The 23,591-nt window shown below is 68.6% G+C and carries 20 protein-coding genes; 6 read left to right on the top strand and 14 right to left on the bottom strand.

Annotated features, from left to right (window positions below; genetic code table 11):
- Positions 1-131 precede the first annotated feature (131 nt).
- The 3 genes from ACCD11_RS10240 (at position 132) to ACCD11_RS10230 (ending at position 4,296) form a co-directional block, all read left to right on the top strand.
- Positions 132-2,195: a sensor histidine kinase gene (locus tag ACCD11_RS10240; protein WP_413313772.1), complete on the top strand. Its 2,064-nt coding sequence runs from the start codon at positions 132-134 to the stop codon at positions 2,193-2,195.
- Complete coding sequence (locus tag ACCD11_RS10235) at positions 2,192-2,806, top strand: response regulator transcription factor (RefSeq protein ID WP_007839077.1); 615 nt, start codon at positions 2,192-2,194, stop codon at positions 2,804-2,806. Before ACCD11_RS10240 ends, ACCD11_RS10235 begins: the two co-directional genes overlap by 4 nt.
- Before the next feature lie 149 nt (positions 2,807-2,955).
- Positions 2,956-4,296 carry an MFS family transporter gene (locus ACCD11_RS10230; RefSeq protein WP_413313768.1) on the top strand — a complete coding sequence of 447 codons (1,341 nt, stop codon included), beginning with the start codon at positions 2,956-2,958 and terminating at the stop codon, positions 4,294-4,296.
- Between the two features lie 8 nt (positions 4,297-4,304).
- Here ACCD11_RS10230 and ACCD11_RS10225 read toward each other — a convergent pair whose 3' ends face one another.
- The 10 genes from ACCD11_RS10225 to ACCD11_RS10180 are packed head-to-tail and all read right to left on the bottom strand — an operon-like array spanning position 4,305 to position 14,542.
- Complete coding sequence (locus ACCD11_RS10225; RefSeq protein WP_413313767.1) at positions 4,305-5,471, bottom strand: acyl-CoA dehydrogenase family protein; 1,167 nt, start codon at positions 5,469-5,471, stop codon at positions 4,305-4,307.
- Positions 5,468-6,019 carry a nuclear transport factor 2 family protein gene (locus tag ACCD11_RS10220; protein WP_413313766.1) on the bottom strand — a complete coding sequence of 184 codons (552 nt, stop codon included), beginning with the start codon at positions 6,017-6,019 and terminating at the stop codon, positions 5,468-5,470. The genes ACCD11_RS10225 and ACCD11_RS10220 overlap by 4 nt, the downstream gene beginning before the upstream one ends.
- Positions 6,016-6,405 carry a VOC family protein gene (locus ACCD11_RS10215; protein ID WP_413313765.1) on the bottom strand — a complete coding sequence of 130 codons (390 nt, stop codon included), beginning with the start codon at positions 6,403-6,405 and terminating at the stop codon, positions 6,016-6,018. Before ACCD11_RS10215 ends, ACCD11_RS10220 begins: the two co-directional genes overlap by 4 nt.
- Complete coding sequence (locus tag ACCD11_RS10210) at positions 6,402-7,166, bottom strand: SDR family NAD(P)-dependent oxidoreductase (protein WP_413313764.1); 765 nt, start codon at positions 7,164-7,166, stop codon at positions 6,402-6,404. Before ACCD11_RS10210 ends, ACCD11_RS10215 begins: the two co-directional genes overlap by 4 nt.
- Entirely contained in the window at positions 7,163-9,295 is a 2,133-nt protein-coding gene (locus tag ACCD11_RS10205; RefSeq protein ID WP_413313763.1) for an acetate--CoA ligase family protein, read from the bottom strand. Before ACCD11_RS10205 ends, ACCD11_RS10210 begins: the two co-directional genes overlap by 4 nt.
- A gap of 3 nt (positions 9,296-9,298) precedes the next feature.
- Positions 9,299-10,060 (bottom strand): enoyl-CoA hydratase/isomerase family protein, encoded by a 762-nt coding sequence (locus tag ACCD11_RS10200; RefSeq protein ID WP_007839063.1) that lies wholly within the window; start codon positions 10,058-10,060, stop codon positions 9,299-9,301.
- Entirely contained in the window at positions 10,057-11,187 is a 1,131-nt protein-coding gene (locus tag ACCD11_RS10195) for an acyl-CoA dehydrogenase family protein (RefSeq protein WP_413313762.1), read from the bottom strand. The genes ACCD11_RS10200 and ACCD11_RS10195 overlap by 4 nt, the downstream gene beginning before the upstream one ends.
- Positions 11,188-11,196: 9 nt before the next feature.
- A complete protein-coding gene (locus ACCD11_RS10190; RefSeq protein ID WP_413313761.1) occupies positions 11,197-12,399 on the bottom strand; it encodes an acyl-CoA dehydrogenase family protein in 1,203 nt (400 codons plus the stop codon).
- Positions 12,400-12,455: 56 nt separating this feature from the next.
- The gene (locus tag ACCD11_RS10185; protein ID WP_413313760.1) at positions 12,456-13,412 is read right to left on the bottom strand and encodes a flavin reductase; all 957 of its coding nucleotides are present in this window, start codon (positions 13,410-13,412) and stop codon (positions 12,456-12,458) included.
- Positions 13,413-13,450: 38 nt separating this feature from the next.
- Positions 13,451-14,542 carry an LLM class flavin-dependent oxidoreductase gene (locus tag ACCD11_RS10180; protein ID WP_413313759.1) on the bottom strand — a complete coding sequence of 364 codons (1,092 nt, stop codon included), beginning with the start codon at positions 14,540-14,542 and terminating at the stop codon, positions 13,451-13,453.
- Positions 14,543-14,641: 99 nt separating this feature from the next.
- Here ACCD11_RS10180 and ACCD11_RS10175 point away from each other — a divergent pair, with 99 nt between their 5' ends.
- Positions 14,642-15,553, top strand: coding sequence for a LysR family transcriptional regulator (locus tag ACCD11_RS10175; RefSeq protein ID WP_413313757.1), 912 nt, complete (start codon positions 14,642-14,644; stop codon positions 15,551-15,553).
- An 8-nt stretch (positions 15,554-15,561) separates the two neighbouring features.
- Here ACCD11_RS10175 and ACCD11_RS10170 read toward each other — a convergent pair whose 3' ends face one another.
- Positions 15,562-16,443, bottom strand: a complete 882-nt coding sequence (locus tag ACCD11_RS10170) for an SMP-30/gluconolactonase/LRE family protein (protein ID WP_413313756.1) — start codon at positions 16,441-16,443, stop codon at positions 15,562-15,564.
- Positions 16,444-16,551: 108 nt separating this feature from the next.
- Between ACCD11_RS10170 and ACCD11_RS10165 the strand changes: the two genes are divergently transcribed.
- Positions 16,552-17,811, top strand: a complete 1,260-nt coding sequence (locus ACCD11_RS10165) for a CaiB/BaiF CoA transferase family protein (RefSeq protein ID WP_413313755.1) — start codon at positions 16,552-16,554, stop codon at positions 17,809-17,811.
- Positions 17,812-17,885: 74 nt separating this feature from the next.
- Positions 17,886-18,845, top strand: coding sequence for a Bug family tripartite tricarboxylate transporter substrate binding protein (locus ACCD11_RS10160; protein ID WP_413313754.1), 960 nt, complete (start codon positions 17,886-17,888; stop codon positions 18,843-18,845).
- Between the two features lie 27 nt (positions 18,846-18,872).
- Here the strand turns inward: ACCD11_RS10160 and ACCD11_RS10155 are convergent, their stop codons facing one another.
- From ACCD11_RS10155 to ACCD11_RS10145, 3 genes are all read right to left on the bottom strand, one after another.
- Positions 18,873-19,523, bottom strand: a complete 651-nt coding sequence (locus ACCD11_RS10155; RefSeq protein WP_007839036.1) for a hypothetical protein — start codon at positions 19,521-19,523, stop codon at positions 18,873-18,875.
- 69 nt (positions 19,524-19,592) lie between these two features.
- A complete protein-coding gene (locus ACCD11_RS10150; RefSeq protein ID WP_007839035.1) occupies positions 19,593-19,871 on the bottom strand; it encodes a phage integrase family protein in 279 nt (92 codons plus the stop codon).
- 388 nt (positions 19,872-20,259) lie between these two features.
- Positions 20,260-23,574 carry a pilus assembly protein gene (locus tag ACCD11_RS10145; protein WP_413313753.1) on the bottom strand — a complete coding sequence of 1,105 codons (3,315 nt, stop codon included), beginning with the start codon at positions 23,572-23,574 and terminating at the stop codon, positions 20,260-20,262.
- Positions 23,575-23,591 lie beyond the last annotated feature (17 nt).

Genomic DNA, 23,591 nt, shown 5'->3' with positions numbered 1-23,591 from the left:
TCAGGCAACAGGCCCTGGATGCGGCGGCTGCGCTGCGCTGGCAAAGGATCGACCTTCGCGGCAATGCCGACATCGCGCGCGCGCTGGCCGGCTGGATCGCCGCGGGCGTACTGGCACTGCTGCTGATCGGCATGGCGGGCCAGTGGGCCGCGAGGCGCGAGGCGAACTTCCAGGCCGACTCGATCCGCCGCGCCATGGAAGTCCATGTGCTGGGCCTGCGCGACGCCGCCGGCAAGTACAGCTACCTGCCATTCACCGCGAGCCTGCATCCGGACGTGCTGGCCGCGCTGGCCCATCCCCAGGACGCGGCCGTGAAGCAGCGCGCCAACCGCTATATCGAGGAGGTGAACCGGCAGGCGGGCTCCGACGCGCTCTACCTCATCGACCTGCAGGGCCTTACGCTGGCGGCCAGCAACTGGGCAACGCCGCAGAGCTTCGTCGGCGAGTCGTATGCCAACCGCCCCTACTTCCGCGACGCGCGCGCGGGGCGCAACGGCCTGTTCTACGGCGTGGGCCAGACCACCGGCGAGCCGGGGCTCTTCATCTCCGCGCCGGTGCGGCCCGACGGCGGCGCCGTGCTGGGCGTGGTGACGGTGAAGGTCAGCCTGCGCCAGCTGCAGGAAGCCTGGACCTTCTCGCGCGACCCGATCCTGCTGACCGACGCGCGCGGCATCGTGTTCCTGAGCTCGGTGCCGCCGTGGATGTATCAGGCCACGCGCGCGCTGGGCGCAGCGGAACTCGACGGCATGCAGCGCGACCAGCAGTACGGCGCGCGCACCAGCTTCGCGGCACTGCCGTGGAAGGTGGAGCGTGGCGAAGGCGAGCCCGGCTACCTCGTGCGCACCGACATCGGCGGCCAGCCGCGCCGCTTCCTCGCAGTGGACGAGCCGCTGCCCGACCTGGGCTGGACGCTGACGGTGATGGCCGACCACGCCGAAGTCACCCGCGCACGCGAGCGCACCTGGATGCTGGGCCTGCTGTGCGCCGGCGTGCTGCTGCTGGGCGGCCTGTACTGGCAGCTGCGCGAACGCCGCTTCGCCGAGCAGCGCGATGCACGGCGCGACCTGGAGCTGCGCGTGCGCGAGCGCACCCACGAGCTCGACGAGGCCCACGCGTTCCGCAAGGCGATGGAAGACTCGCTGTTGGTGGGCATGCGCGCACGCGACCTGGAGGGCCGCATCATCTACGTCAACCCGGCCTTCTGCGAGATGACCGGCTACGACGCCGACGAACTGCTCGGCAAGCTGCCGCCCTACCCCTACTGGCACCCCGACGACGTGGCGCAGCACTGGCGCCAGTACGACGCCATGATGAGCGGCCAGCCCGCGCGCTCGGGCTTCGAGTCGCGCCTGCGGCACCGCGACGGGCACGACGTGATCACCATGGTCTACACCGCCGCGCTGATCGACGCCGATGGCCAGCACAGCGGCTGGATGAGCTCGGTGGTGGACATCACCGAGCAGAAGCGCGCCGAGCTGCGCCAGCGCCAGAACGACGAGCAGCTGCAGCACGCCCAACGCCTGGCCAGCCTCGGCGAGATGGCCTCCACGCTGGCCCACGAGCTGAACCAGCCGCTGATGGCGCTGAGCAATTTTGCGAGCGCGGCCAAGGCCTTCGCGGAACAGGGCAACCAGCAGCTGCTGGTCAGCAGCCTCGACGAGACCATGGCGCAGGCCCAGCGCAGCGCCGAGATCGTGCGGCGCATCCGCGGCTTCGTGCGCCAGCGCACCGTGGGCACCGAGGACTGCGCGGTGGCGGCGCTGGTGGCGAACGCGCTGGCGCTGCTGCAGGGCGAGATGCGGATGCGGCAGGCGCGTGCCGAAGTCCGCATACCGGCGGGGCTGCCCGAGGTGCGCGGCGACCGCGTGCTGCTCGAGCAGGTGTTGCTGAACCTGCTGTCCAACAGCTTGCAGGCGATGCAGGCCACGCCGCCGGAACAGCGGCTCGTGGAGGTCGAGGCCGAGGTGCTGGCAGGACGCATGCACATCCGCGTGGCCGACCGCGGGCCGGGCATCGATGCAGCGCTGGCCGAGCAGGTGTTCGCGCCCTTCTTCACCACCAAGACCGGCGGACTGGGGCTGGGCCTGAACATCTGCCGCACCATCGTCGAGGCCCATCGCGGCCGGCTGTCCTTTGCCAACCGGGACGGCGGAGGCACGGTTTTCACCCTCGAGCTGGAGATCTCACCCCCATGAACGCTCTTGCCAACAACCTGTGCGTGGTGGACGACGACGAGGCCGTGCGCCGCTCGCTGGGCCTCCTGCTGCTGTCGCGCGGCTACGCGGTGCAGACCTTTGCCTCGGGCGAGGCCTTCCTGGCCGGCGCCGACCTGCAGCGCGCAGGCTGCGTGATCCTCGACCTGCGCATGGAGGGCGTGAGCGGGCTGCAGGTGTTCGATGCATTGCGCGCGCAGGACAGCCCGCTGGTCGTGATCTTCCTGTCCGGCCACGGCGACATTCCGATGGCCGTCGAGGCGGTGCAGAACGGCGCCTTCGGCTGGCTCGAGAAGCCCTGCAACGACGAGCGCCTGCTCGACAGCATCGCCCGGGCCCTGCAGCGCGCCGGCGAGATCGCCGTGCGCCGGCAGGCCCGCCAGGCCGCGCAGGCGCTGTGGGACAAGCTCACGCCGCGCGAGATGCAGGTCGCCCGGCTGGTCGCCGAGGGCAAGCCCAACAAGCAGATCGCCCTGGAACTCGCGCCGCTGGAGCAGCGCACGGTGGAAACGCACCGCGCCCACGTGTTCGCCAAGCTGGGGCTCGCGAACAGCCACCAGCTCGACCGGTTCCTGCGGGAACACGGGCTGTAGTCCTTTCTAGGTATTTACCCTTGCGTACCGATACGTAGCCGCGCGGCGGGCGGCTACGGACGACAGCGCGCCGGCGGCCGGACAGACTTGCCGGTACGGTCTCGCGCGGCTTTGCGGCGGGCCGCAGCCAGAGACAAGGACACCTTTCCATGACCAACATCGCCAGTGCGAGCGTCGGCGCCTCCGGCCCGGACGCGACCGCCAACAACACGCCGTATACCTTCGAAGAAAAGCGCAAGCGCATCTTCGCCATCTTCGCCGCCTCGTCCGGCAACCTGGTGGAATGGTTCGACTTCTACGTCTACGCCTTCTGCGCCATCTACTTCGCGCCGGCCTTCTTCCCCAAGTCGGACCCGACCGTGCAGCTGCTGAACACCGCCGGCGTGTTCGCCGCCGGCTTCCTGATGCGCCCTATCGGCGGCTGGCTGTTCGGCCGCCTGGCCGACCGCAAGGGCCGCAAGACATCGATGGTCACTTCGGTCGTCATGATGTGCGTGGGCTCTCTGATCATCGCCTGCCTGCCCACCTACGCGCAGATCGGCGCCGCCGCGCCCGCGCTGCTGCTGGCCGCGCGGCTGCTGCAGGGCCTGTCGGTCGGCGGCGAATACGGCACCACCGCCACCTACATGAGCGAAGTGGCCATGCGCGGCCAGCGCGGCTTCTTCTCGTCGTTCCAGTACGTCACGCTGATCGGCGGCCAGCTGCTGGCCGTGGTGGTGGTCGTGGTGCTGCAGCAGGTGCTCGACGAGGCCGAGCTCAAGAGCTGGGGCTGGCGCATTCCGTTCGTGCTCGGTGCCGTGGCTGCCGTGGTGGCCCTCATGCTGCGCCGCACGCTGACAGAGACCGCCAGCACCAAGACCCGCGCCGCCAAGGGCGCCGGCACCATGCGCGAGCTGTTCACGAACCACAAGCGCGCCTTCTTCGTGGTGCTGGGCTACACGGCCGGCGGCTCGCTGATCTTCTACACCTTCACCACCTACATGCAGAAGTACCTGGTGAACTCGGCAGGCATGTCGATCAAGACCGCCAGCAACGTGATGACGGCCTGCCTGTTCATCTACATGTGCATGCAGCCGGTGTTCGGCGCGCTGTCCGACCGCATCGGCCGGCGCAACAACATGCTGCTGTTCGGGGCGCTGGGTGCGCTGATGACGGTGCCGGTGCTGAGCAACCTGCAGAGCGTCGGCAGCCCGCTGGCGGCGGGCGTGCTCATCACGCTCGCGCTGGCGGTGGTGAGCTTCTACACCTCGATCAGCGGCATCGTGAAGGCCGAGATGTTCCCGCCCGAGATCCGCGCGCTGGGCGTGGGGCTGTCCTACGCGGTCGGCAATGCGATCTTCGGCGGCAGCGCGGAGTACGTGGCGCTGGGGCTGAAGTCGATCGGGCACGAGCCGTACTTCTACTGGTACGTGACGGCGATGATGGGCGTGGTGTTCCTGGTGAGCCTGCTGCTGCCGAAGCAGGCGACGTACCTGCACCACGACAAGTAGACAGTGCTTCAGCGGGCGGCACCCTGCGCGGCCAGCGCCAGGGTCCGCTTCGCGATGCTGACGAGGTGGATCTGGCTCGTTCCCTCGTAGAGGCGGAACAGCCGAACATCGCGATAGAAGCGCTCGGCCACGTTGCCGGCGATGAAGCCGCTGCCGCCGAAGACCTGCACGGCCCGGTCGGCGACGCGGCCGCACATCTCGGAGGCGAACAGCTTGCACATCGACGCTTCCATCGTCACGTCGATGCCCTCGTCCCTCTTGCGCGCCGTCTCCAGCACCAGCGCGCGCGCCGCATGCACCTCGGTGTTGCTCTCGGCAATCATCTGCTGCACCAGCTGGAAGTCGCCGATGGGCTGGCCGAACTGCCGGCGCGACTGCGCCTGCCGCGCCATTTCCTCCACCAGCCGGATCGCAGGGCCGATGCACAGCGCGGCGAGATTGATGCGCTGCTTGTTCAGCGTTTTCATCGCCGTGCGAAAGCCCTGCCCTTCGACGCCGCCGACGATGGCCGAGGCCGGCACGCGCACACCTTCCAGCCTGACCTCGCCCACCGGCGAGCCGTGCTGGCCCATCTTGCGGTAGGGCTGCGAGGTCGACAGGCCGGACGCGCCGCGCTCAATCAGGAAGGCGCTGATGCCGGCCGCGCCCTTCGCGTTCGGGTCGGTCCGGGCGAACACGGTGAACAGGTTCGCAACCGGCGCGTTGGTGATGAAGCATTTCTGCCCGGTGATGACGAAGCTGTCGCCGTCGCGCACCGCCACCGTCTTCTGCGCCGTGGCGTCCGATCCGGCCTCGGGCTCGGTGAGCGCGAAGCAGCCGGTCAGCTCGCCGCTGGCCAGCCGCGGCAGGTAATGGCGCTGCTGCTCGGGCGTGCCGTCGACCACGAGCGACTCCGATGCGATGCCGGTGTTGCCTCCGAAGCGCGCACGGAATGCAGTCGCGACCTGCGACACCTCGAGGTTCACCAGCGTCAGTTCCTCGGTGGTCAGGCCGGCGCCGCCGAAAGCCTCGGGGATGCTGTGGCCGAACAGGCCGATCTCGCGCATGCGCTGGACGACCGGTTCGGGAATCAGGTCGTCACGGTCGAGCTGCTCCTCCAGCGGCAGGCATTCGTCATGGATGAACCGGCGCACCTCGGCGAGCATGGCCTGGAATTTCTCGCGGTCCCTGATCATGGTTTCGCCTCGTTGTCCGCCGCGCGCACATCCCGCAAGAGCGCATAAAGCATGTCGTTGGGCGCCGCGCAGCCGGCCGGCTGGCGCGCGCCGAACAGCACGGCGTCGCTGCGTGTGAGCTCGGGCCGTTCGCGCTCCTCGATCCAGTCGTACACCACCGTGCGCGCGGCGATGCGCCATTCGCCCTGGCGGCGCTCGAAGCGGTCGAGGTAGCGTCCGCACAGCAGGGTGCGCTTCGCGGGCGCATCGGCAGGGGCCTGCAGTGCGAAGAAGCCGCTCTCCACCGCAGCCACGTCGCCATGCAGCTCGATCGCGATGTTGTTCACCTGGTGCACGCGCCGCCCGCCCTGGCGCAACCGCTGCAGCGCCTGCGCGATGAAGCCGTCGGCGCTGCCGTTCCAGGCGCCATGGCAGTCGGTGGCGTCTTCCCAGTAGGCCGAGCGCAGGGCCTCTTCGTCGACGCGGTCGATGCCGCGGCAGTAGCGGTAGAGGCACTCGCGGATCGCCTCGCGATCGAGCAGCGCCTGCAGCGGTGCGCGCGGGTTCATGCCGCCGGGGCCGCTGGCGCCGCGGCGCGTTTGAACAGCTGCATCACGTTGCCTTCCGGGTCGCGCAGCGACATCACCGCGCCGTGCGCGCCCATGTCGCGCGTGCCGATCACCTCGCCGCCTGCGCCGGTGATGCGCTCCTGCGCACCGGCGAAGTCGCTCACCTCGAACACCATCACCACGCCGGAGGTCGCCGGCGCGGCCTCTTCGGCACAGGCCAGCGCCACGCTGGTGTTGCCCACGCCGTACTGGAACCAGCGGTCCTTGTCGCGGAACTTGAGCTTCAGCCCCAGTGCCGATTCGTAGAAGGCATGCAGCTCGGCCGGGCGTTGCGCCACCACGTACACGTTCTGCAGGCGCTGGGGAGAAATGTCCTCGGCGCTCACAGCGAGGTCTCCGATGCGCCGCCGTCCAGTCGGATCACCTCCGCGTTGACGAAGCGCGAGCCGTCGCCGGCCAGGAAGCAGATGGCGTCCGCAATGTCTTCCACGGTGCCGAGCCGGCCCAGCGGCGTGCGCGCGATGCGCCTGGCGTCGAGCTCGGCGTTGCGGTGCTTGGCCGTGCCTTCGGTCGGCACCGCGCCGGGCGCCACGGCGTTCACGCGGATGCGGCGCGCGCCCAGGTCGGCCGCCGCGGCGCGGGTGATGCCGAGCACGCCGGCCTTCAGGCCGCTGTAGACCACCGATCGCGCGGGCGACTTGAAGCCGGCGATGGAGGCCACGTTGATGATGGCGCCGCCGCGTTCCGGGTCCATCGCCTCGGCCGCGGCCTGGATGCCCCAGATCACCGACTTGAAGCCGATGTCGACCATGCGGTCCATCACCTCGGGCGTGATTTCCATCAGCGGCTGGTAGCGCACCCAGGCCGCGTTGTTGACCATCACGTCGAGCCGGCCCGCCTCGCCGGCCAGGCGCTGCACCGCCAGGCGCATGCCTTCGCGGCTCGAGACGTCCTGCGGCACCGCCACGGCCTTGCCGCCGAGGCGGCGGATCTCCGCGACGGTATCTTCCACGAACTCGGCCTTGAGGTCGTTCACGCCGACCGTCGCGCCCAGCCGGGCGAAGGCCAGCGCGGTGGCTCGGCCGATGCCGTGGCCCGCGCCGCTGATGAAGGCCACGCGGCCTTCGAGGGACTGTGATGCATTCATGGCTTGTCTTTCGTTTCCGGCACCAGCAGCGCGTCGAGCGCGAAGGCACCGTGCCCGTGGTCGAGGACCACCAGCGGGTTGATGTCGATCTCGGCGACGCTGCGCGCATGCCGTGCGGCGAACCGCGACAGCGCCGCCACGGCGCGCGCCGCGGCTGCCACGTCGGCCTTCGGCCGGCCGCGTGCGCCATCGAACAGCGCAAAGGCCTTGAGGGAGCGAAGCATCTGCATGGCCTGTGCCTCGGTCACCGGCGCCACCTGCAGCGCCACGTCGCGCAGCACCTCGGCATAGATGCCGCCCAGGCCCACCATCACGACCGGGCCGAAGACCGGGTCCTTCATGGTGCCGAGGATCAGCTCGGTGCCGCCCTGTGCCATCTGTGCCACCAGCACGCCGGCGATGCGCGCCTGCGGCGCCTTCTGCGCGACGCGCGCCAGCAGGCTGTCGTATTCGTCGCGCAGCTGCGCCTCGGAGCGCACGTTGGTCACCACGCCGCCAACCTCGGTCTTGTGCGGGATGTCGGGCGAGACGATCTTCAGCACCACCGGAAAACCGATGTCGCGCGCCGCGGCCAGTGCCTCGTCCCGGCCGCCGGCCGTGACTTCCTTCAGCACCGGGATGCCGGCCTGCGCGAGCACGGCCTTGGCACTGGCCTCGTTGGCGAAGGCTTCGGCCGGAAGCGCTTCGGCCGACCGCGACGCGACCGCCACCTCGGCCTGTTCGCCACGTGTGCCGAGGCGCACCAGCGCCGCCAGCGTGGCACACGCCGCATCGATAGTCTCCACTGTCGGAAAGCCCATCTCGTTCAGCTGCGCCATGGTGTCGGGCGGCGCCTTGCAGCACAGCAGGACGAGCCGCGACGGATGCGCACGGCGCACCTGCTCCAGCGCCGCGAGGTAGACGTCGCGCAGCCGCGGCATCTGGAAGGCGTACGCCGACTGCAGGATCACCGCGTCGCAGCTCGCATCTTCCGCCACCGCCGACAGCACCTGCACCAGCAGCTCGGGCCGGCTCGACACCTGCGCCGTCATGTCGACGGGATTGCCCGGCGATGCGTAGGGCAGCGCGGCCACGATGCGTTCCTGCGTGGCCGCGGAGAGCTTCGGCAGTTCCAGCCCCTGTGCGCTGGCGGCGTCGGCCATCAGCACGCCGAAGCCGCCCGATGCCGTGACCAGCGCCACGCGCGGCCCCTTCGGCGCACGCGCCGTGCCGACCACCGACACAGCATGGCCCACTTCGAGCAGCTGCTCGATGCTGGGCACGCGAATGGCGCCGGCATTGCGCAGCACCACGTCGAACACCGCGTCCGAACCGGCGAGCGCACCGGTGTGCGAGGCCGCCGCTTCGCTGCCGGCCGACGACACGCCCACCTTCAGCACCACGACCGGCTTGCCTGCCTCGCGCGCCATGGCCAGTGCGCGCACCAGCTTGGCCGCATTGCGGCAGGTTTCCATGCAGCACAGGATGACCGAGGTGGCCGGGTCGGTCGCCAGCGAGGCGATGCCGTCGGCAATATCGACGTCGCATTCGTTGCCCGTGGTCAGCAGGCGGCTGATGCCGATGCCACGCTCGACGGCCAGGCGCATCGTGTAGCTGCCGAGGTTGCCGCTCTGCGACACGATGCCCACCGGACCTACCGTCGGGAACGACGACTCCAGCGCCACCGAAAAGGTGGCGATGCTCCTGTCCGCCACGCCGATGGAGCCCAGGCAGTTCGGCCCCACCACGCGCATGCCCGATGCCCTGGCGACTTCGCCGATGGCCGCCTGCAGGCGGCTGCCCTCTTCGCCCATCTCCGAGAAGCCCGAAGACAGGATGACGGCCGCGCGCACGCCGCGCGCGGCGCAGTCTTTCACCGCTTCGAGCACCGCATCGGGCGGCACCGCCATCACGGCCAGGTCGGGCACCGACGGCAGCTCGGCAACGTTCGCATAGGCGGGCAGCGACTGCACCGTGCCGCCTTTGCGGTTGACCGGATAGATCGCACCGCGGTAGCCGTACTTCTGCAGGAACTGCAGCGGCCGCCCGCCGATCTTGGTCACGTCGTCCGACGCTCCGAAGATCGCGATCGAGCGCGGCTTGAAGAGTGCCTCCAGCCCCTTGCCCACTTCGACTTCGACTGTCGCCATCGCTCAGCGCCCCTTGAACACAGGCGGACGCTTTTCCAGGAAGGCCTGGCGCGCTTCCTTGGCATCCTCGGTGCGCGACAGCGCCATGGTGATGTTCTGCTCGAAGCGGTAGCCGTCGCGCTGCGGCATCACGTCCATCATGTTGGCGGCCTGCTTGGCATAGGCCAGTGCGATCGGGCTCTTGGAGGCCATCTCCTGTGCGAGGCGCATGGCGGCGGGCATGAGCTCTTCCGCCGGAACCACCTCGTCGAGCACGCCGCGGCGGTACAGCTCGGCGGCCGGCACGCGCATGCCGGTGAAGAACATGTGGCGCGTGAACGAGCGCCCGAACATGGTCCGCAGCATCGAGACTCCGCCGGCGAGGCCCACGTTGATCTCGGGCATCGCGAAGCTCGCATCGTCGGAGGCCAGGAAGATGTCGCACGCGGCCATCAGGCCGAAGCCCGCGCCCAGTGCCGGGCCGTTGACGGCCGCGATGACGGGCTTGGCGCATTCGCGAATGGCGTTGCCGGTCTCACGGGTCCAGCGGTTGTGGTCGAGGAAGTCGCCGGGCTTGTCGGCCGAGGGGCGGTCCTTCAGGTCGGCACCGGAGCAGAAGAACTTGCCGGTGCCGGTGAGGATGGCCACGCGGATGTCGTCGCGCTCGGAGATCTCGTCGAACACCTGGATCAGGCGATGGCGGGTGTCGCGGCTCAGCGCATTGACGGGCGGCTTGTCCAGCCGCACGACGGCGACGAACTCGGAAACTTCAAGACTGACGCTCATGACGAACTCCTGGCAACGTGGGACATGCCGCAGGCCGCCGCATCGGCAACGGCGGCTTCGGTCGGGGAATGCAGCAACCGCGACGCATGCGCCATGCGGTCGCCGTAGCGGAACTCGGAGGCGAGCAGGCGCTGCGCCATGCGGGTGGCCAGCACCTCTTCGCTGACGCCCATGCCGCCATGCATCTGGATCGCGCCTTCGGCGCACAGCCGTGCCGTCTCGGCCAGCGCGACTTTCATCAGGCGCAGCGTGCGGCGCAGGTCGGCGGCGCCGCGCTCGTGTTCCTGGAAGGCGTGCATCAGCAGGCCCTTGGCGCAGAGATAGCGCACATACATGTCCGCCGTGCGGTGCCGCAGCACCTGGAACGACGCCAGCGCCACGCCGAACTGGCGGCGCTCCTGCAGATGCTTCACGGTCTGCTCGATCAGCGTGGCGAGCGCGGCGACGGTATCCGCCGCGGTGAGCAGCAGCGCTGCGTTGTCGGCTTGCCCGATGGCCGAGTCCAGCGCGGCGCCGCGTGCGATGCACGCCACCGCCGGCACCGTCAGGCCGTCGAGCCTGAAGTCGGCGCTGCGCCGGCCTTCCATGGTGCGGTAGGTGGCGCTGGGCGCGGGCATGTGTTCGTGGTCGACCAGGAAGAGGGCCGTTTCGCCGCTGCCCTGCAGCAGCGCGGGCACCAGGTGGTGCGTGGCCGCCAGCGACACGTCCACGCCCTTCACCTCGCCGGTCAACGCGTAGCCGATGTCCAGCTGCTTCGCCGTCAGGGCGACCTCGTCGAGCGAGGCCGAAAGCGAGGTCAGCGGCGCGATCTTCGCGCTGCCTTCGCACACCGCTTCGAGCCAGCGCGCGGATGTGTCTGCGTTGGCCGCTTGCAGCAGCAGCGGCGCGACCGCGCAGGTTTCGATCACGGGCAGGTGCACGCCGTGCGTGGCGAGCCCGACGACGATGGAGGCCAGGTCGGACAGCGTGCCGCCGACGCCGCCGGCTTCCTCCGGCACCAGCGTGCAGGTCCAGCCCATCTCGCGCACGGGGTCGGTGCCGGCGAAGTCCCTGGTGGTCTCGTTGTCCTGCGCGAAGCGCGCCGCGGCGTCCAGCAGCATGCCGGGGAACAAAGGGGTGAATGACATCGACACTTTTCAGGCTCCCAGCAATTCATTGGCAACGACGTTGCGCTGCACTTCCGAGGTACCGCCGGCAATCGTGCGGGCGCGGGTGAACAGGTAGTTCTGCACCCAGGCGGCACCGGGCTCGCCCTCGCCCTGCGCCACCAGGAAGCGGTGCGCGGCGTCGGGGCCGACCGCGTCGAGCGCGATCGTGGTCAGGCGCTGGGCCACGTCGGCGCAGGTCATCTTGATGGCCGAGGGCTGCACGCCCAGCGGGCGCTGGTGGATCAGGTCGTCGGTGGCCTGGGCCATCATCACGCGCGCGCCCTTCACGTCGGCCTCGGCCAGCAGCAGGCGGTAGCGCAGGCTGCCGAAATCGCGGCGTCCTGCCGCGGCCCTGGCGGCCTGTTCGACCAGCTGCGTGACCTGCCGGCGCACCAGCTCCAGCCGCGCCACGTTGGCCGGGGGCAGGCGCTCGCGCTCGAGCAGGAACTTGGCGCAGGTCCAGCCCTTGCCGGGTTCGCCGATCAGGTTGTCGGCGCGCACGCGCACGTCGTCGAAGAACACTTCGTTCAGGTGGTGCCAGCCGTCGATGGTGTGGATCGGCCGCACGGTGATGCCGGGCGTGTCCATGGGCACCAGGACCAGCGAGATGCCGTCCTGCTTCTTCGCCTCCTTCGAGGTGCGCACGAGCATGTAGATCATGCTGGCTTCGTGGGCGTGCGAGGTCCAGATCTTCTGGCCGTTGATGACGTACTCGTCGCCGTCCAGCCGCGCGCTGGTGCTGAGCGAGGCCAGGTCGGAGCCCGAGCCCGGCTCGGAGTAGCCCTGGCACCACCAGTCGCTGCCGTCGAGGATGCGCGGCAGGAAGCGCGCCTTCTGCTCGGGCGTGCCGAAGCGGATGATGACGGGGCCGATGTGGCCCAGGCCATGGTGGTACAGCGGCGGGCAGTCGGCCTCGGCCATCACCTCCTCGAAGATCAGCCGCTGCATGATGTCCCAGCCGGTGCCGCCGTGCTCGCGCGGCCAGCTGGGCGCGCCCCAGCCCCTGGCGGTGAGGATCTTCTGCCAGCCGAGGTATTCGCGCTTGGTGATCTTCTGGCCCGCGGCCACGACGGCGCGGATCTCCGGGGGGCACGCACTGCGCGCAAAGTCTTCGAGCTCGCGGCGGAAGTCCGCGTAGGCGTGCGCCTCGCCGCTGGCAGCGGTGGCGGCGGGGGTGTCGGTGTTCGACATGTGCGTTGTCTCCTGTCCTGTGGTCCATGCGCGGCGCTTTGCCGCGCCAATCGGTGCTAGGCGGCCGCGGGGGCGTCCTTGCGCAGCCTGGTGATCAGTTCGTCGAGCGCGGCCACGGCGCCGACGGCGTCGCGCCGGCGCAGGCACCGCGCCACTTCGCGCCGCAGCGGGAACAGGTCGGGCCGCGGCAGCACGGGAACGACATGCGTCATGCGTTCGCGCAGGATGGCGGTCATGGTCTGCGCCATCAGCATGAGCGCCTCGTTGTGCCCCGCGTCCGCGATGGCGCAGAAGAAGCGGCTGGCCGATTCGATGCGCTGCGCGAGCGTGTCGCAGGGCTGGTGGCGCTCGATGGCGTCGACGGCCTTCTCGACCGCGTCGAGTTCGGCTTCGCTGGCGCGTTCGCAGGCCAGGCGCAGCAGCGTGCCGTACAGCGTGCGGTAGGCCTCGTCGAGATCGGCCGAGCCCAGCCGCCCCTGGATCACCAGCGTGCGCAGCGACTCCGCCAGCATCATGTAGGCGCCCTTGTAGAACACCAGCGCGTGGTCGGCGCCGCCGCCGCCCATGTGCTTCACCTCGCCGATGAAGATGTGGTGGTCGCCCGCCTCGTGGCAGGCGTGCACGCTGCACTCGAAGCTGGCCAGGCAGTCGTCGATCACCGGCATGCCCAGCGGACCGGCGCGCCAGGCGACGCCTTCGAACTTGTCGGCGATCTTGCTGGAAGCGAAGCGGCCCGACAGCGCGTCCTGGCTCTGCGAGAGGATGTTGATGGCAAAGCCCTCGGCCTCGCTGAACGCGCCCACCAGGCTGCTGGCCTTGCGCAGGCTGAACAGCACCAGCGGCGGCTCCAGCGACACCGAACTGAACGAGTTGCAGGTCAGGCCGACCGGCCGCCCGTTCGCTTCGCGCGTCGTGATGACGGCCACGCCGGTCGGGAAGCAGCCGAGCAGCTGGCGGAAGAGTATCGGCTCGATCGGCGCGGCCTGAGTCACGTCGGACACGGCATGGGTCATGGCTTTCCCCTCGGGTGAGTCGCTGGGCCCGCGCCGCCTCAGGCGGCTGCGAGTTCGGGCACGACCTGCGCGACGTGCGGCGGGTCGTTGGCAATCTCGCGCTGCACCGCGGGCATGATCACCTTGGCCCACAGCTCCAGCTGGCGCAGCATGGTCGGGTGGTCGAAGTCGCCCATCTGCGTCTGGAACGCGTAGTGGCAGGGCTTGAGCGTGCGGATCTCCTTCACCACGCGCTCGATCACCTGGTCCACCGAGCCCACCGGCAGGTTGGCGCGCATTTCCTCGAGCGTGGCCTCGCCTTCGACGATGCCTTCCTCGACCTGGTAGTCGTCGGCCACCTGGGCGGTACGGCGCTTCAGGCTCACGGCAATGCGGCGCTGGAAGCGTGCGCAGTCGAGGTAGCGCTCGACCTCCGCCTTGTTGTCGCTGGCATAGGCCGCGCGCAGCACGCCGACCTGCACCCGGGCCGGGTCCTTGCCTTCGGCGAGCGCGACCTTGTCGATCAGGTTGCGGGTCTGGCGCAGCTTCTCCACGCCGCCGTCGCCGCCCGAGACGAACACATGGTGACCGCCGCGCACTGCGCGTGTCACGAAGGTCGGGTCGACGCTGGTGATCCACATCGGCGGCATCGGCTGCTGCACCGCACGCTGGCTGATGGCGCTCATGGGCTGCTGGTAGAACTCGCCGTCATAGCTGAACTTGGGCTGCTTCAGGCCCAGCTCGAGCATGTCGAGCATCTCCAGCGTGCGCGCCTTGGCGGTGTCGAGCGAGACACCGAAGCGCTCGAATTCGAAATGCTGGTAGCCCGAACCGATGCCCAGGTTGAGACGGCCGTTGGACAGCTGGTCGACCATGGCCACGTCGGCGATCAGGCGCGCAGGCTGGTACAGCGGTGCGACGACAATGCCGGTTCCCAGCCGGATGTTGCGGGTCACGGCGGCGCAGTGCGCGATCATGGTCAGCGGCGACGAGCACAGGCCGTAGTTGCTGAAGTGATGCTCGGCATACCACGCGGCGCCGAAGCCCAACTCGTCGGCCAGGCGCGTCTGTTCCACCGCGTCGCGCAGGATCTGGTGCGACGTCTTGTGCTTGTTTCGCTGCTGCATCAATATGAAGATTCCGAAATCCATTGCTGGTCTCCTTGTGGGCTTGGTTACGTGCCTTGATCGTAGGAGTGGGGTCCCCGCCCGGCTCACCATGCTTCGCACAGCTTCTTTGCGCTTATTGAAATGAAGGCCCTCGATTCGCTGCGGATCTTCGTCATCGTCCAGAGGAAGGGCAGCCTCTCGGCGGCCGGCCGCAGCCTGAGCCTGTCGCCCGCGACCATCTCTCGGCGCATCAGCGCACTGGAGGAGGAACTGGGCGTGCAGCTGGTGGACCGCACCAGCCGCAACCTCAAGGTGACCGAGGCGGGCCAGGCCTTCCTGGAGCATGCGGAAGTGGTGCTGGAGGCCATGGCGCGGGCCGAGGAAGCGGCGCGCAATTCGAAGCTGCTGCCCGAGGGGCGCCTGCGCATCCACTCGCGCACGCAGATCGGCCTGCGCGTCATCGGGCCGCTGCTGCCGGGCTTCGCGCAGCGCCACCCCGACATCCGGCTCGAACTGGAGCTGTCGGAGCACCCGGTGAACCTGGTGGAGCAGGACTTCGACATCGACATCCGCACCGGCGAGTCGAACGACTCCAACTTCGTCATCAAGCGGCTGCTCAGCAGCGACGAGGTGCTGGTGGCGAGCCCCGCCTTCATGAAGGTGCACAAGCGCATCCACCACCCGAATGACCTGCTGCAGGTGCGCTGCCTCACCTACAAGCGCGAGCACGAGGCGGTCACCTGGAAGTACATCGACGAACAGGGCGTGCAACAGGAGCTGGCGATCCAGGGCGTACTGAACTCGAACAACGGCGAGCTGCTGCGGCTGGCCGCCATGGGCGGCATGGGCATCGCGCTGCTGTCGGAGCCCACGGTGCGCGGCTGCATCCAGGACGGCACACTGGTGCGCCTGCTGCCCGAGTACCGCTTCGCGGTGCGCGCGTTCTCGAACGGCGTCTACGCGGTGTTCCGCCAGAGCCGCACGCTGCCGCTGAAGGTGCGCGCCTTCGTCGACTTCATGGCCGAGGCGCTGCGCGAGAACGACGGCGCCTGAAGGAGGCTTCAGCCGCCGAAGCGGTGCGGCGGCAGGCCGGGGGCGGGTAACCCGCTCACTTCGAACAGCGCCCCGTCCTGCGGGCGGTCGCCCGAGAGGTTGGTGCTCTTCGAGATCGAGGTGATGAAGGCCCTTTCGAACCCGGCCCCTCCGAAGCACAGGCTGGTCGGGTGCGTCGCAGGCAGTTCGACGACGCGCTCCACGCGGCCATCGGACGCAAAGCGCGCCATCCTGCCGGCGCGTGGCAGCAGGCTCCACACGAAGCCTTCGGCGTCCACGGTCGCGCCGTCGGGACCGGAGCCGAAGCTGTCGGTCTGCGCGAAGGCGCGCTTGTTGGCGAGCGGCCCGTGCGGTGAATAGTCGTAGGCCCAGATCGTGCGCAGCGGGCTGTCGGCCACGTAGAAGGTTCGGCCGTCCGGGCTGAAGCAGGGGCCATTGGTCAGCGCGAACCCGTCCGCGAGCAACTCGACGTCGCCACCGGGCCGCAGCCGGTACAGTCCACCGCCGATGGGCTCGCCGGGCTGGCGATGCACGTGCAGCGTGCCCGCCACGAAGTTGCCCCACGGGTCGCACTTGCCGTCGTTGAGGCGCACGTCCGGGTGGTCGGTGCCGATCTGTGCGATGGTCTCCAGCGTGCGCGTGCTCAGGTCGTAGTGCGCAAAGCCGTGCTTCAGCGCCACGAGCACCGCGCCGCTTTCGCACAACGCAATCGAGCCGACGGGCGCGGGGAGGCTGTGCCGCTCCGATTTCCCGCTGCCGGGCCAGTGGCGGTGCAGCGTGCCCGCGAGCGAATCGATCCAGCAGACGGCGCCCGAGCGCGCATCCCAGCAGGGGCTTTCGCCCAGCAGGTCCCGGGTCGTGCCGAGTTCCCGAACAGTGCATGCATCCATGGGACCGCAGTGTGGCAATGCAGGGCGCAGGGCCGGCGGCGCATCGTGCAAAGCTGCTTTGCGCGCCATGCTCTCCCATGGCGCCCGCACGCTCCTAGAGTGCGGCCGATGAACGAACCCACCGCTCCACCGCCCCTGCAGGGCATTCGCGTCGTCGAGCTCGGCAACTACATCGCGGGCCCCGGCACGGCGATGTCGCTGGGCGACCTCGGCGCCGAGATGCTGAAGATCGAATCGATGGAAGGCGACATGGCGCGCCACACCGGGCACTTCGGCCACGCGATGCTGCGCGCCTACAACCGCAGCAAGAAGTCGATTGCGCTCGACCTGCGCCAGCCCCGCGGGCTGGAGGTGGCGCACCGCCTGATCGCCGGTGCCGACGTGGTGGTGCAGAACCTGCGCCCCGGAGCCGCCGACGCGCTGGGCCTGGGCGCCGAGGCACTGCGCGCGGCGCACCCGGGCCTTGTGCACGTCTCGATCAGCGGCTTCCCGGCCGATGCGCCTTCGCGCGACCGGCCGGGCTACGACATCGCGGCGCAGGCCGAAAGCGGCCTCATGTCCGTGACCGGCGAGCCGCAGGGCCTGCCGCAGAAGGTGGGCGCCACCATCATCGACACGGCCAGCGTGCAGGTGGCGACGCAGGCCATCCTGGCCGCGCTGTTCCGCCGCGAGCGCACCGGCCGCGGCGAGACCATCCGCGTGTCGCTGCTGGAGGTCGCGCTGAACCTGCAGCTGGCCAACTGGAGCGACTACATGGTGCGCGGCGTGGAGCCCATGCGCAGCGGCGACGGCCAGCCGCTGAGCGCGCCGGCGGCCGACATCTTCCGCACGCGCGACGGCATGGTGGTGATCTCGGCCTACGTGCAGGCGCACTGGGTGCGGCTGTGCGAGACCATCGGCTGCCCCGAGCTGGCGACGGAGGCGCGCTTTCTCACCAACGAGTTGCGCGTGGCCAACCGGCCAGCCATGAAGGCGGCCGTGAGCGAGCGGCTCGCGCACTACGGTACCGGCGAGTGCGTCGAACTGCTCACGCGCAACAACATCGTGGTGGGCGTGGTGCGCAGCTATGCCGATGCGCTCGCGGGAGCGGACTTCCGCGCCAGCCGCATGGTCATCGAGGCCGCGCCCAACGGCGGCGAGCCGGGCTACGCCAGCTTCGGCCTGCCCTACGAGCTGTGCGACACGCCGCGCCGCCAGACCCAGGCCGCGCCGGCACACGGTGCGCACACCGAGGAACTGCTGCGCGAGGCGGGCTATGGCGCCGCCGAGATCGAGGCACTGCGCGAAGCCGGCGTCGTCAAGGGGGCGAACCCGCCCGTGCCGGTGCGCAACCTACAAAGCAGCTTTTCACACCCTGCAGCACCTTGACCCGGCCCCGTCGATAGACTGCCTCGACGGGACTGGCAGCAGCCACTTACCCCTTAAAAGAGATCGGAGACAACGTGATTCATCGAAAACTCATCGCCCCGCTGTTGCTCGGGCTGGCCGTGGTTTCAGGCGCGGCGCAGGCGCAGCAACCCATCCGCTTGGTCGTGCCCTTCGCGGCCGGCGGCGGCACCGACCAGTACGTGCGCCTGCTGGCTTCCGAGCTCACGAAGAAGGGCACGCAGGTCATCGTGGAGAACAAGCCCGGCGCCAGCGGCATCATCGCCGCCGACTACGTGGCCCGCTCGCGCCCCGACGGGCTCACGGTGCTGGTCTCGTCGCTCGGCACGCTGGCCAACAACACCGTGCTGTACGACAAGCTGCCCTACGACCCGAAGAAAGACTTCGCACCGGTTTCGCAGATCGGCTACCAGCCCGCGATCATCGTCGGCCGCATCGACCTGCCCTACAAGAACATCAAGGAGATGGTCGCCTACGCCAAGGCCCACCCCGGCAAGATCAACCGCGGCTCGCCGGGCGAGGCCATCCTGACCAACCTTGCGCCGCTGAGCTTCGAGCGCAACAACGGCTTCAGCACGACGCATGTGCCCTTCAACGGCGACGCACCGGCCGTGCAGGCGCTGCTGAGCAACACCATCGACATCCACGGCACCTCGCTCACCGGTTCGCTGTCGCTGATCCAGGCCGGCAAGCTGCGTGTGCTGGGCGTGATGGACAGCCAGCGCCTGCCGCAGGTGCCCGACGCCCAGACCTTCAAGGAGCAGGGCTACGACTTCGAGGCCGTGCTGTGGTATTCGCTCTCGGTGCCGTCCGGCACGCCGGGTGACTCGATCCGCCGCCTGAACAAGGCCGTGAACGAGGTGATCGCACAGCCCGACTTCGTCACCCGCGCGCGCGCCATGGGCATGGAGCCGCGCGGCGGCACGCCTGAAGAGCTGGCGAAGTTCGTGCAGACCGAGTTCGAGCGCTGGGTGCCGATGCTCAAGAGCCTGAACCTGCCGAAGCAGTCGCACTGAGCGGAGCGCGGCGCGCGCCGTGGGTCGTCAGGCAGACGGCCTGGCCAGCGTCGCCAACTTCTTTCTGGCCGCCTGCAAGAGGCCGCCTCGTTCGACGGGCAGCGCTGCCTTGGTGTCCCCCAGCGCGACGATCTCATGCACGGTGGCTGCCGAGATCCTGGAAGACAACGGATCGCGCGGTGACATGTCGTTGAACCTCCCGAGCGGGATGACGTGCACCTTGAGGTGCCGGCCCATTGTTTTCGACAGCTTCTGGCAAGCCGCTGCCATCGCGGCTTCGTCCGGGACCAGTTGGCCGTGCACGACGAGCAGTTCCACGGTGCCCTGTGCGTCTTCTCCCAGCACGAACGCGCGCACGACCGAGTCCTTGAACCTGGACCGCAGCATGGAGCGGATCGGCTCTGCCGCGGCGAACGATCTCAGCGCGATGCTCCGGAGTTCGTCGTGGAAGACGAAGGAGCGATCGACCTGGACCGTCTCGGCCTGGTCTGCCTTCGCCGCCTGCCGCTTCGCGATGCCGCTGCGAACGAGATGGTCCACGGTGAGGGCCGTTTCGGCCTCGGCCAGTTTCGAGCGACGTGCAAGCTCGCTCGTCGGGAACTGTTGATCGGGGGCCGCGTACAGCACCGTGAGGAGTTTCTGCACTTCGGGGGAGAAAAGGAAATCCGCGGCGCTCATCCTTGCCTTGCTGCTGATACGAAGGGCGCCATTATCCGGATGGGTCGGGGGCGCCGAGCGAGCCGTCAGTCAAGGCGCATGGCGGCGCCCGTGCGCCGGCAGGCTCACTTCCATGCCTGTGCTTTCCTGCTGTTCATGCAGCCACTGCACGACGCGTTCGGCGCGCCTGACGCCGATGCCTCGCACCGGATACCACCAGGTCATGCCCGCGTCGTTGATGCGCCGCACCAGCTGCCTCAGCGTGCCGAAGCCCGCCTGTGAAAGTCTTTCGGACAGCAGCGGTTCGAACCAGGCTGCAACGCTGTCGTGGGCTTGCGGCGCATTTCGGCGCGCTTGCGGTGTGTCCATGGGGTCTTCTTCCTGCGCAACGTGTACCGCCCTCCCCTGCGCGCTTGCGAGCCCGCGCATCGCGGCGGGCGCACTGGCCGGGGTGGATTGGAATGGGCTGTACTTTGCACGGGGCGTGCCAGCTGCCCAGGCCTTGATCCGCAAGGGAATTCTGAATGGCCGGCTGGCTGATGCAAGTCATTCAGACAAATTGCGTGTCCATTTCTTGGACACGTGCCTGATAGACGATCAGGGTTTACGGGCATGAGCCCGCGGCGGAGGAACAGCGGGCCCGGCGCGCATGCGTTCTACAAGAATTCCGGCAAAACCGAGCAGCGCGAGATGCGCGCTGCGCCGCCTCGTGGATCTTTCTCAGCGTCGCCCCAGGCCGGATGGGGCTCGCTCTCTCTCAACGATCGACCTCACGGAACCAGTAGGTTCTTTTTCTCGTGGCCTTGAGGGGAATGACCGGTTTTTGCGCTCCGAGACCCGATTTCCCATCCGCCCCGGAACCACCACCGCCGCCGATCAGGAACGGCAACTGCCGATTCGTGCCGCCGACGTTGACCGTGACGATGCCGAATACCGGTGAAGGCGCCAGCCCGCCGCCGTCGAGCAGTCTGGCAGTCGTGCTGCCCGTCAGAAAATTGACACCGTAGCTGCGCGCAGAGCCCAGGTTGGCTTGGCAACTGGTGGTGCTCGGGACGATGGGCTGGTTGGTGCCGAAATAAACGGTGCCGCCAACGGTCGTCGGCGCATTCACGCCCTTCTCGCCCGCGCCGCTCAAGGTCACGTAGAACCCGCTCAACGTGCCGTCGTAAGGAGCGGAAGCGGTGGCGTGGAACAACGCAGTGGGCGCCGCGTCCGCTGTGCTGCTGGTGTCGTCGCGCACGGGCGTCCAGCTGGACGCATTCCCCCCCACGTTGGAGTCCTTGATCATGTAGAAGCGGTTCACGATGCTGGTGGCCTTCTGGGTCAGCAACGGGTGCTCCCGGTCGCCGGTGATGTCCAGCACCACGTCGTAGTTCTTCGTCAGCACCACGTCGGGCGGGAAGAAGAACTTCCGCTTGGTCGTACCGGTTCCACCGAGCGCGGCAAACTGCGTAGCCTGCCATGTGCTCAGGTCGCCGCTGCCGGTCGGCTGGAGATCCACGCGCCAGATGTTGCCCCCGGTGTCGGCGGCATAGAGCCGATCGATGTAGCCGTCGAAGTCGCGGTCCACCAGCGTGATGTCGGCCGGAATCGCGTAAGTCATGCCCGCCAGCTTGCAGGGATTGCCGGTGCACGTCGTGCCGCTGCCGCCCGGCCCGGCCTGCCAGAGCAGGGTGCCGGTGACCGCGTCGACGATGAAGATACCGCGGCCCATGGTGTCGGGCGCAGGCGGTTCCGCGTCTTCATTCGGGTCGTAGCCAGCGCCGAAAATAAGCACCGGGTTCGTGCGGCCCTTGATCATCGCCACCTTCGGCTGCGACCAGGTCTGTCCGAGTTCTCCGAAGCCCGAGTCGGCGTTGGTGCGCTTCCACATGAACTTCGGGTTGGTCGGATCGCTCACGTCCAGCGCATAAAGCAGCCGCCCCCCACGGCGTGCCGACAGGAAGAGGTAGGCCTTGCCCGTGACGCTGTTCTGGTAGACGCCCGGCGCGCCATCGAAGAAATAGGTCTTCGGGGTGCCGGTGGAGGAGTTGCCCAGCTTCAGCGCCGGGCTGTTCTGGTAGAGCCGCTGGAGGCCGGAGTAGAACTCCGAGGGCACGAAACTCCACAGCTCGCCCCCCGGGGGCACGCTCGTCGTGGCGCCGGTGGCGTCCTTCACGGTGATTGCGCACGTCGACGACACCGTGCAGCTGCCCTTGGGCTTGCTGGAGTCGGTGGGATTGTTCGGCTGGTTGCCATTGACGGCACGGAACAGGCCGTCGTTGGCGCCGTAGAACACCACCACGCCGGTCGTTCCACCGTAGTTGATCACTGCTGGCCGCGAGTGCAGCACGTCGCCATGAACCGAGCCACGGATCGTGATGCTGGCGTCCGGCGGGCTGCTGGCTTCCCGGCCTGCGACGGTGTCACCCGCCGCGTAGGTGTCGTCGCCACGTGCCCAGTTGATCAGGTTGACCGCTGTCACCGAACTGGAAGCCGGGATCCCCAGCGCTGTAGACGTCAGATCCTGGTTGCTGGCCTTGAAGGGCATCGTGCTCAAAGCCGTATTGGTTGTACAGCCGGTGCCGACGCAGGTGTACACATTGCGTGCCGTCGTCGCGGTCGCGGTTGCGGCCGTGCTCGACGGGTAGCTGTCCTTCAGGTACTTGAGCCGGATCTGCTGCCCGACCCCGCCCTTTTCGACGACCTGCCCGTCCCCCCAGTCGTAGCCGTCCTTGGCACCTTGCGCCTTGAAGGCGTTGAGCCAGAAGCCACCCTTGGAGTCGGGCAAGGAACCGATGTCCTTGGAGGTCCAGAAGCTGACCGCAGTTGGCGAGATGAACCCGGTGCCCGCCGCGCTCAGCGCCCGGTTGGCATTGGTGCCGGCGGAATAGGTGCCCCACGAAGCATCGGCGAGAAACAGCTGCGGCGCGGTCGGATCTGTGGTGTCCACGCCGAACTGGTACTGCTTGAGATTGCCCATCCAGCGAGGACTGTCGCTGCCGTCGGGGCGGAACATGCCCATGTAGATCTGGTTGACGTAGGTGCCCTGCGTGTTGGCGCTCACCGGCAGCACCGGCGCCGCGAACACGCTGTTGACGGCCTGCACTTCGGTGAAGACCTGCCCGATGGCGGCGGCCAGTGCTGCGACGTCGCCAAGTTTCACCAGGAAATACTTGCCGCCACCCTGGTTGGCCATGCTGACCATGAGCTGCTCGTAGTCCGGGTTGGTGCCGTCGCTCAGGATGATGGTGTAGGTGGTGATGGCCGGATACGGCGTCGTCAGGTTGGGAGAAGTCCCCGTGTACATGAAATTCGCCCACTCGTCGGCGTAATCGCTCTGGTACTTGCCCGTGGCCGTGGCGTAGGGCGCGATCGGCGACTTCCAGTTCGGCAGCGCCGCCTGGGCGGGAAGCGCAGTCAGGGCTGCAGCCGTCTGCAAGGCCGATCCACCCGCGGTGCCGCTGTCCTGCGGCTTCTGATTGTTGGTGGCGAGCGTGATGTAGAGAACGAAATTCGTGGCGCAAGCCTGGTTCGTCAGTCCTCGGTAGGCCGCGCCGGACAGGCCCTTCTTGCCCTGGTAGAAGGCCCAGGCTTCCTGCATGGTCTGGGCAATCTGGTTGTTGTTGCTCTTGTCGCTGTTGAGGCTCAGTGACTTGACCCGCGTGAGCATCTGGTCGACACCCTTGCCGTCGGTACCGTTGCCGTCCATCAACAGCAGCGAGCTCGGCGCCGGCGATGCCGCGGGCAGGACGAATGTGCCGCCATTGGTTCCGCCGGTAGGAAAGTACATCAGGCCCAGGCTGATGTTGCCGTTCAGGGCAGCGTCCGTGGCGACGGACTTGACGGCGCTGTACAGCCCGCACTGCTCGAACCCCAGGTTCTTCGCTGGATCGTTCACGGCCAACTCGGAACAGGTGAAGCTCGAACTCGCACTCGCCGCAGCCGAGTTGTCGAGGATGATCAGCATGTTGGGGGCAGCGCCGGTGGTCGTGCCCTGGTAGATGTCGATGTCGTCGGCCCGTGCTCCCGCGCTTGCCAGTGCAAGCAGCGCCAGGGCGCCCAACTGCCAGAAATTCGAGGGCTTCTTCATGTCCGACTCCCGTTTGA

Origin of the sequence: Variovorax sp. Varisp36, from assembly GCF_047304235.1 — a bacterium.
Lineage (GTDB): Bacteria > Pseudomonadota > Gammaproteobacteria > Burkholderiales > Burkholderiaceae_C > Variovorax.
This window is presented reverse-complemented; position numbering and strand designations above follow the sequence as displayed.

What these genes read in the sequence shown, in the direction of transcription:
- ACCD11_RS10170 (WP_413313756.1), bottom strand. Translation starts at nt 16,443, where the DNA reads ATGGATGCATGCACTGTTCGGGAACTCGGCACGACCCGGGACCTGCTG.
- ACCD11_RS10175 (WP_413313757.1), top strand. Translation starts at nt 14,642, where the DNA reads ATGAAGGCCCTCGATTCGCTGCGGATCTTCGTCATCGTCCAGAGGAAG.
- ACCD11_RS10220 (WP_413313766.1), bottom strand. Translation starts at nt 6,019, where the DNA reads ATGAACCCGCGCGCACCGCTGCAGGCGCTGCTCGATCGCGAGGCGATC.
- ACCD11_RS10235 (WP_007839077.1), top strand. Translation starts at nt 2,192, where the DNA reads ATGAACGCTCTTGCCAACAACCTGTGCGTGGTGGACGACGACGAGGCC.
- ACCD11_RS10145 (WP_413313753.1), bottom strand. Translation starts at nt 23,574, where the DNA reads ATGAAGAAGCCCTCGAATTTCTGGCAGTTGGGCGCCCTGGCGCTGCTT.
- ACCD11_RS10195 (WP_413313762.1), bottom strand. Translation starts at nt 11,187, where the DNA reads ATGTCATTCACCCCTTTGTTCCCCGGCATGCTGCTGGACGCCGCGGCG.
- ACCD11_RS10210 (WP_413313764.1), bottom strand. Translation starts at nt 7,166, where the DNA reads ATGAATGCATCACAGTCCCTCGAAGGCCGCGTGGCCTTCATCAGCGGC.
- ACCD11_RS10165 (WP_413313755.1), top strand. Translation starts at nt 16,552, where the DNA reads ATGAACGAACCCACCGCTCCACCGCCCCTGCAGGGCATTCGCGTCGTC.
- ACCD11_RS10155 (WP_007839036.1), bottom strand. Translation starts at nt 19,523, where the DNA reads ATGAGCGCCGCGGATTTCCTTTTCTCCCCCGAAGTGCAGAAACTCCTC.
- ACCD11_RS10190 (WP_413313761.1), bottom strand. Translation starts at nt 12,399, where the DNA reads ATGTCGAACACCGACACCCCCGCCGCCACCGCTGCCAGCGGCGAGGCG.
- ACCD11_RS10200 (WP_007839063.1), bottom strand. Translation starts at nt 10,060, where the DNA reads ATGAGCGTCAGTCTTGAAGTTTCCGAGTTCGTCGCCGTCGTGCGGCTG.
- ACCD11_RS10230 (WP_413313768.1), top strand. Translation starts at nt 2,956, where the DNA reads ATGACCAACATCGCCAGTGCGAGCGTCGGCGCCTCCGGCCCGGACGCG.
- ACCD11_RS10150 (WP_007839035.1), bottom strand. Translation starts at nt 19,871, where the DNA reads ATGGACACACCGCAAGCGCGCCGAAATGCGCCGCAAGCCCACGACAGC.
- ACCD11_RS10205 (WP_413313763.1), bottom strand. Translation starts at nt 9,295, where the DNA reads ATGGCGACAGTCGAAGTCGAAGTGGGCAAGGGGCTGGAGGCACTCTTC.
- ACCD11_RS10240 (WP_413313772.1), top strand. Translation starts at nt 132, where the DNA reads ATGGCGGGCCAGTGGGCCGCGAGGCGCGAGGCGAACTTCCAGGCCGAC.
- ACCD11_RS10180 (WP_413313759.1), bottom strand. Translation starts at nt 14,542, where the DNA reads ATGGATTTCGGAATCTTCATATTGATGCAGCAGCGAAACAAGCACAAG.
- ACCD11_RS10225 (WP_413313767.1), bottom strand. Translation starts at nt 5,471, where the DNA reads ATGATCAGGGACCGCGAGAAATTCCAGGCCATGCTCGCCGAGGTGCGC.
- ACCD11_RS10185 (WP_413313760.1), bottom strand. Translation starts at nt 13,412, where the DNA reads ATGACCCATGCCGTGTCCGACGTGACTCAGGCCGCGCCGATCGAGCCG.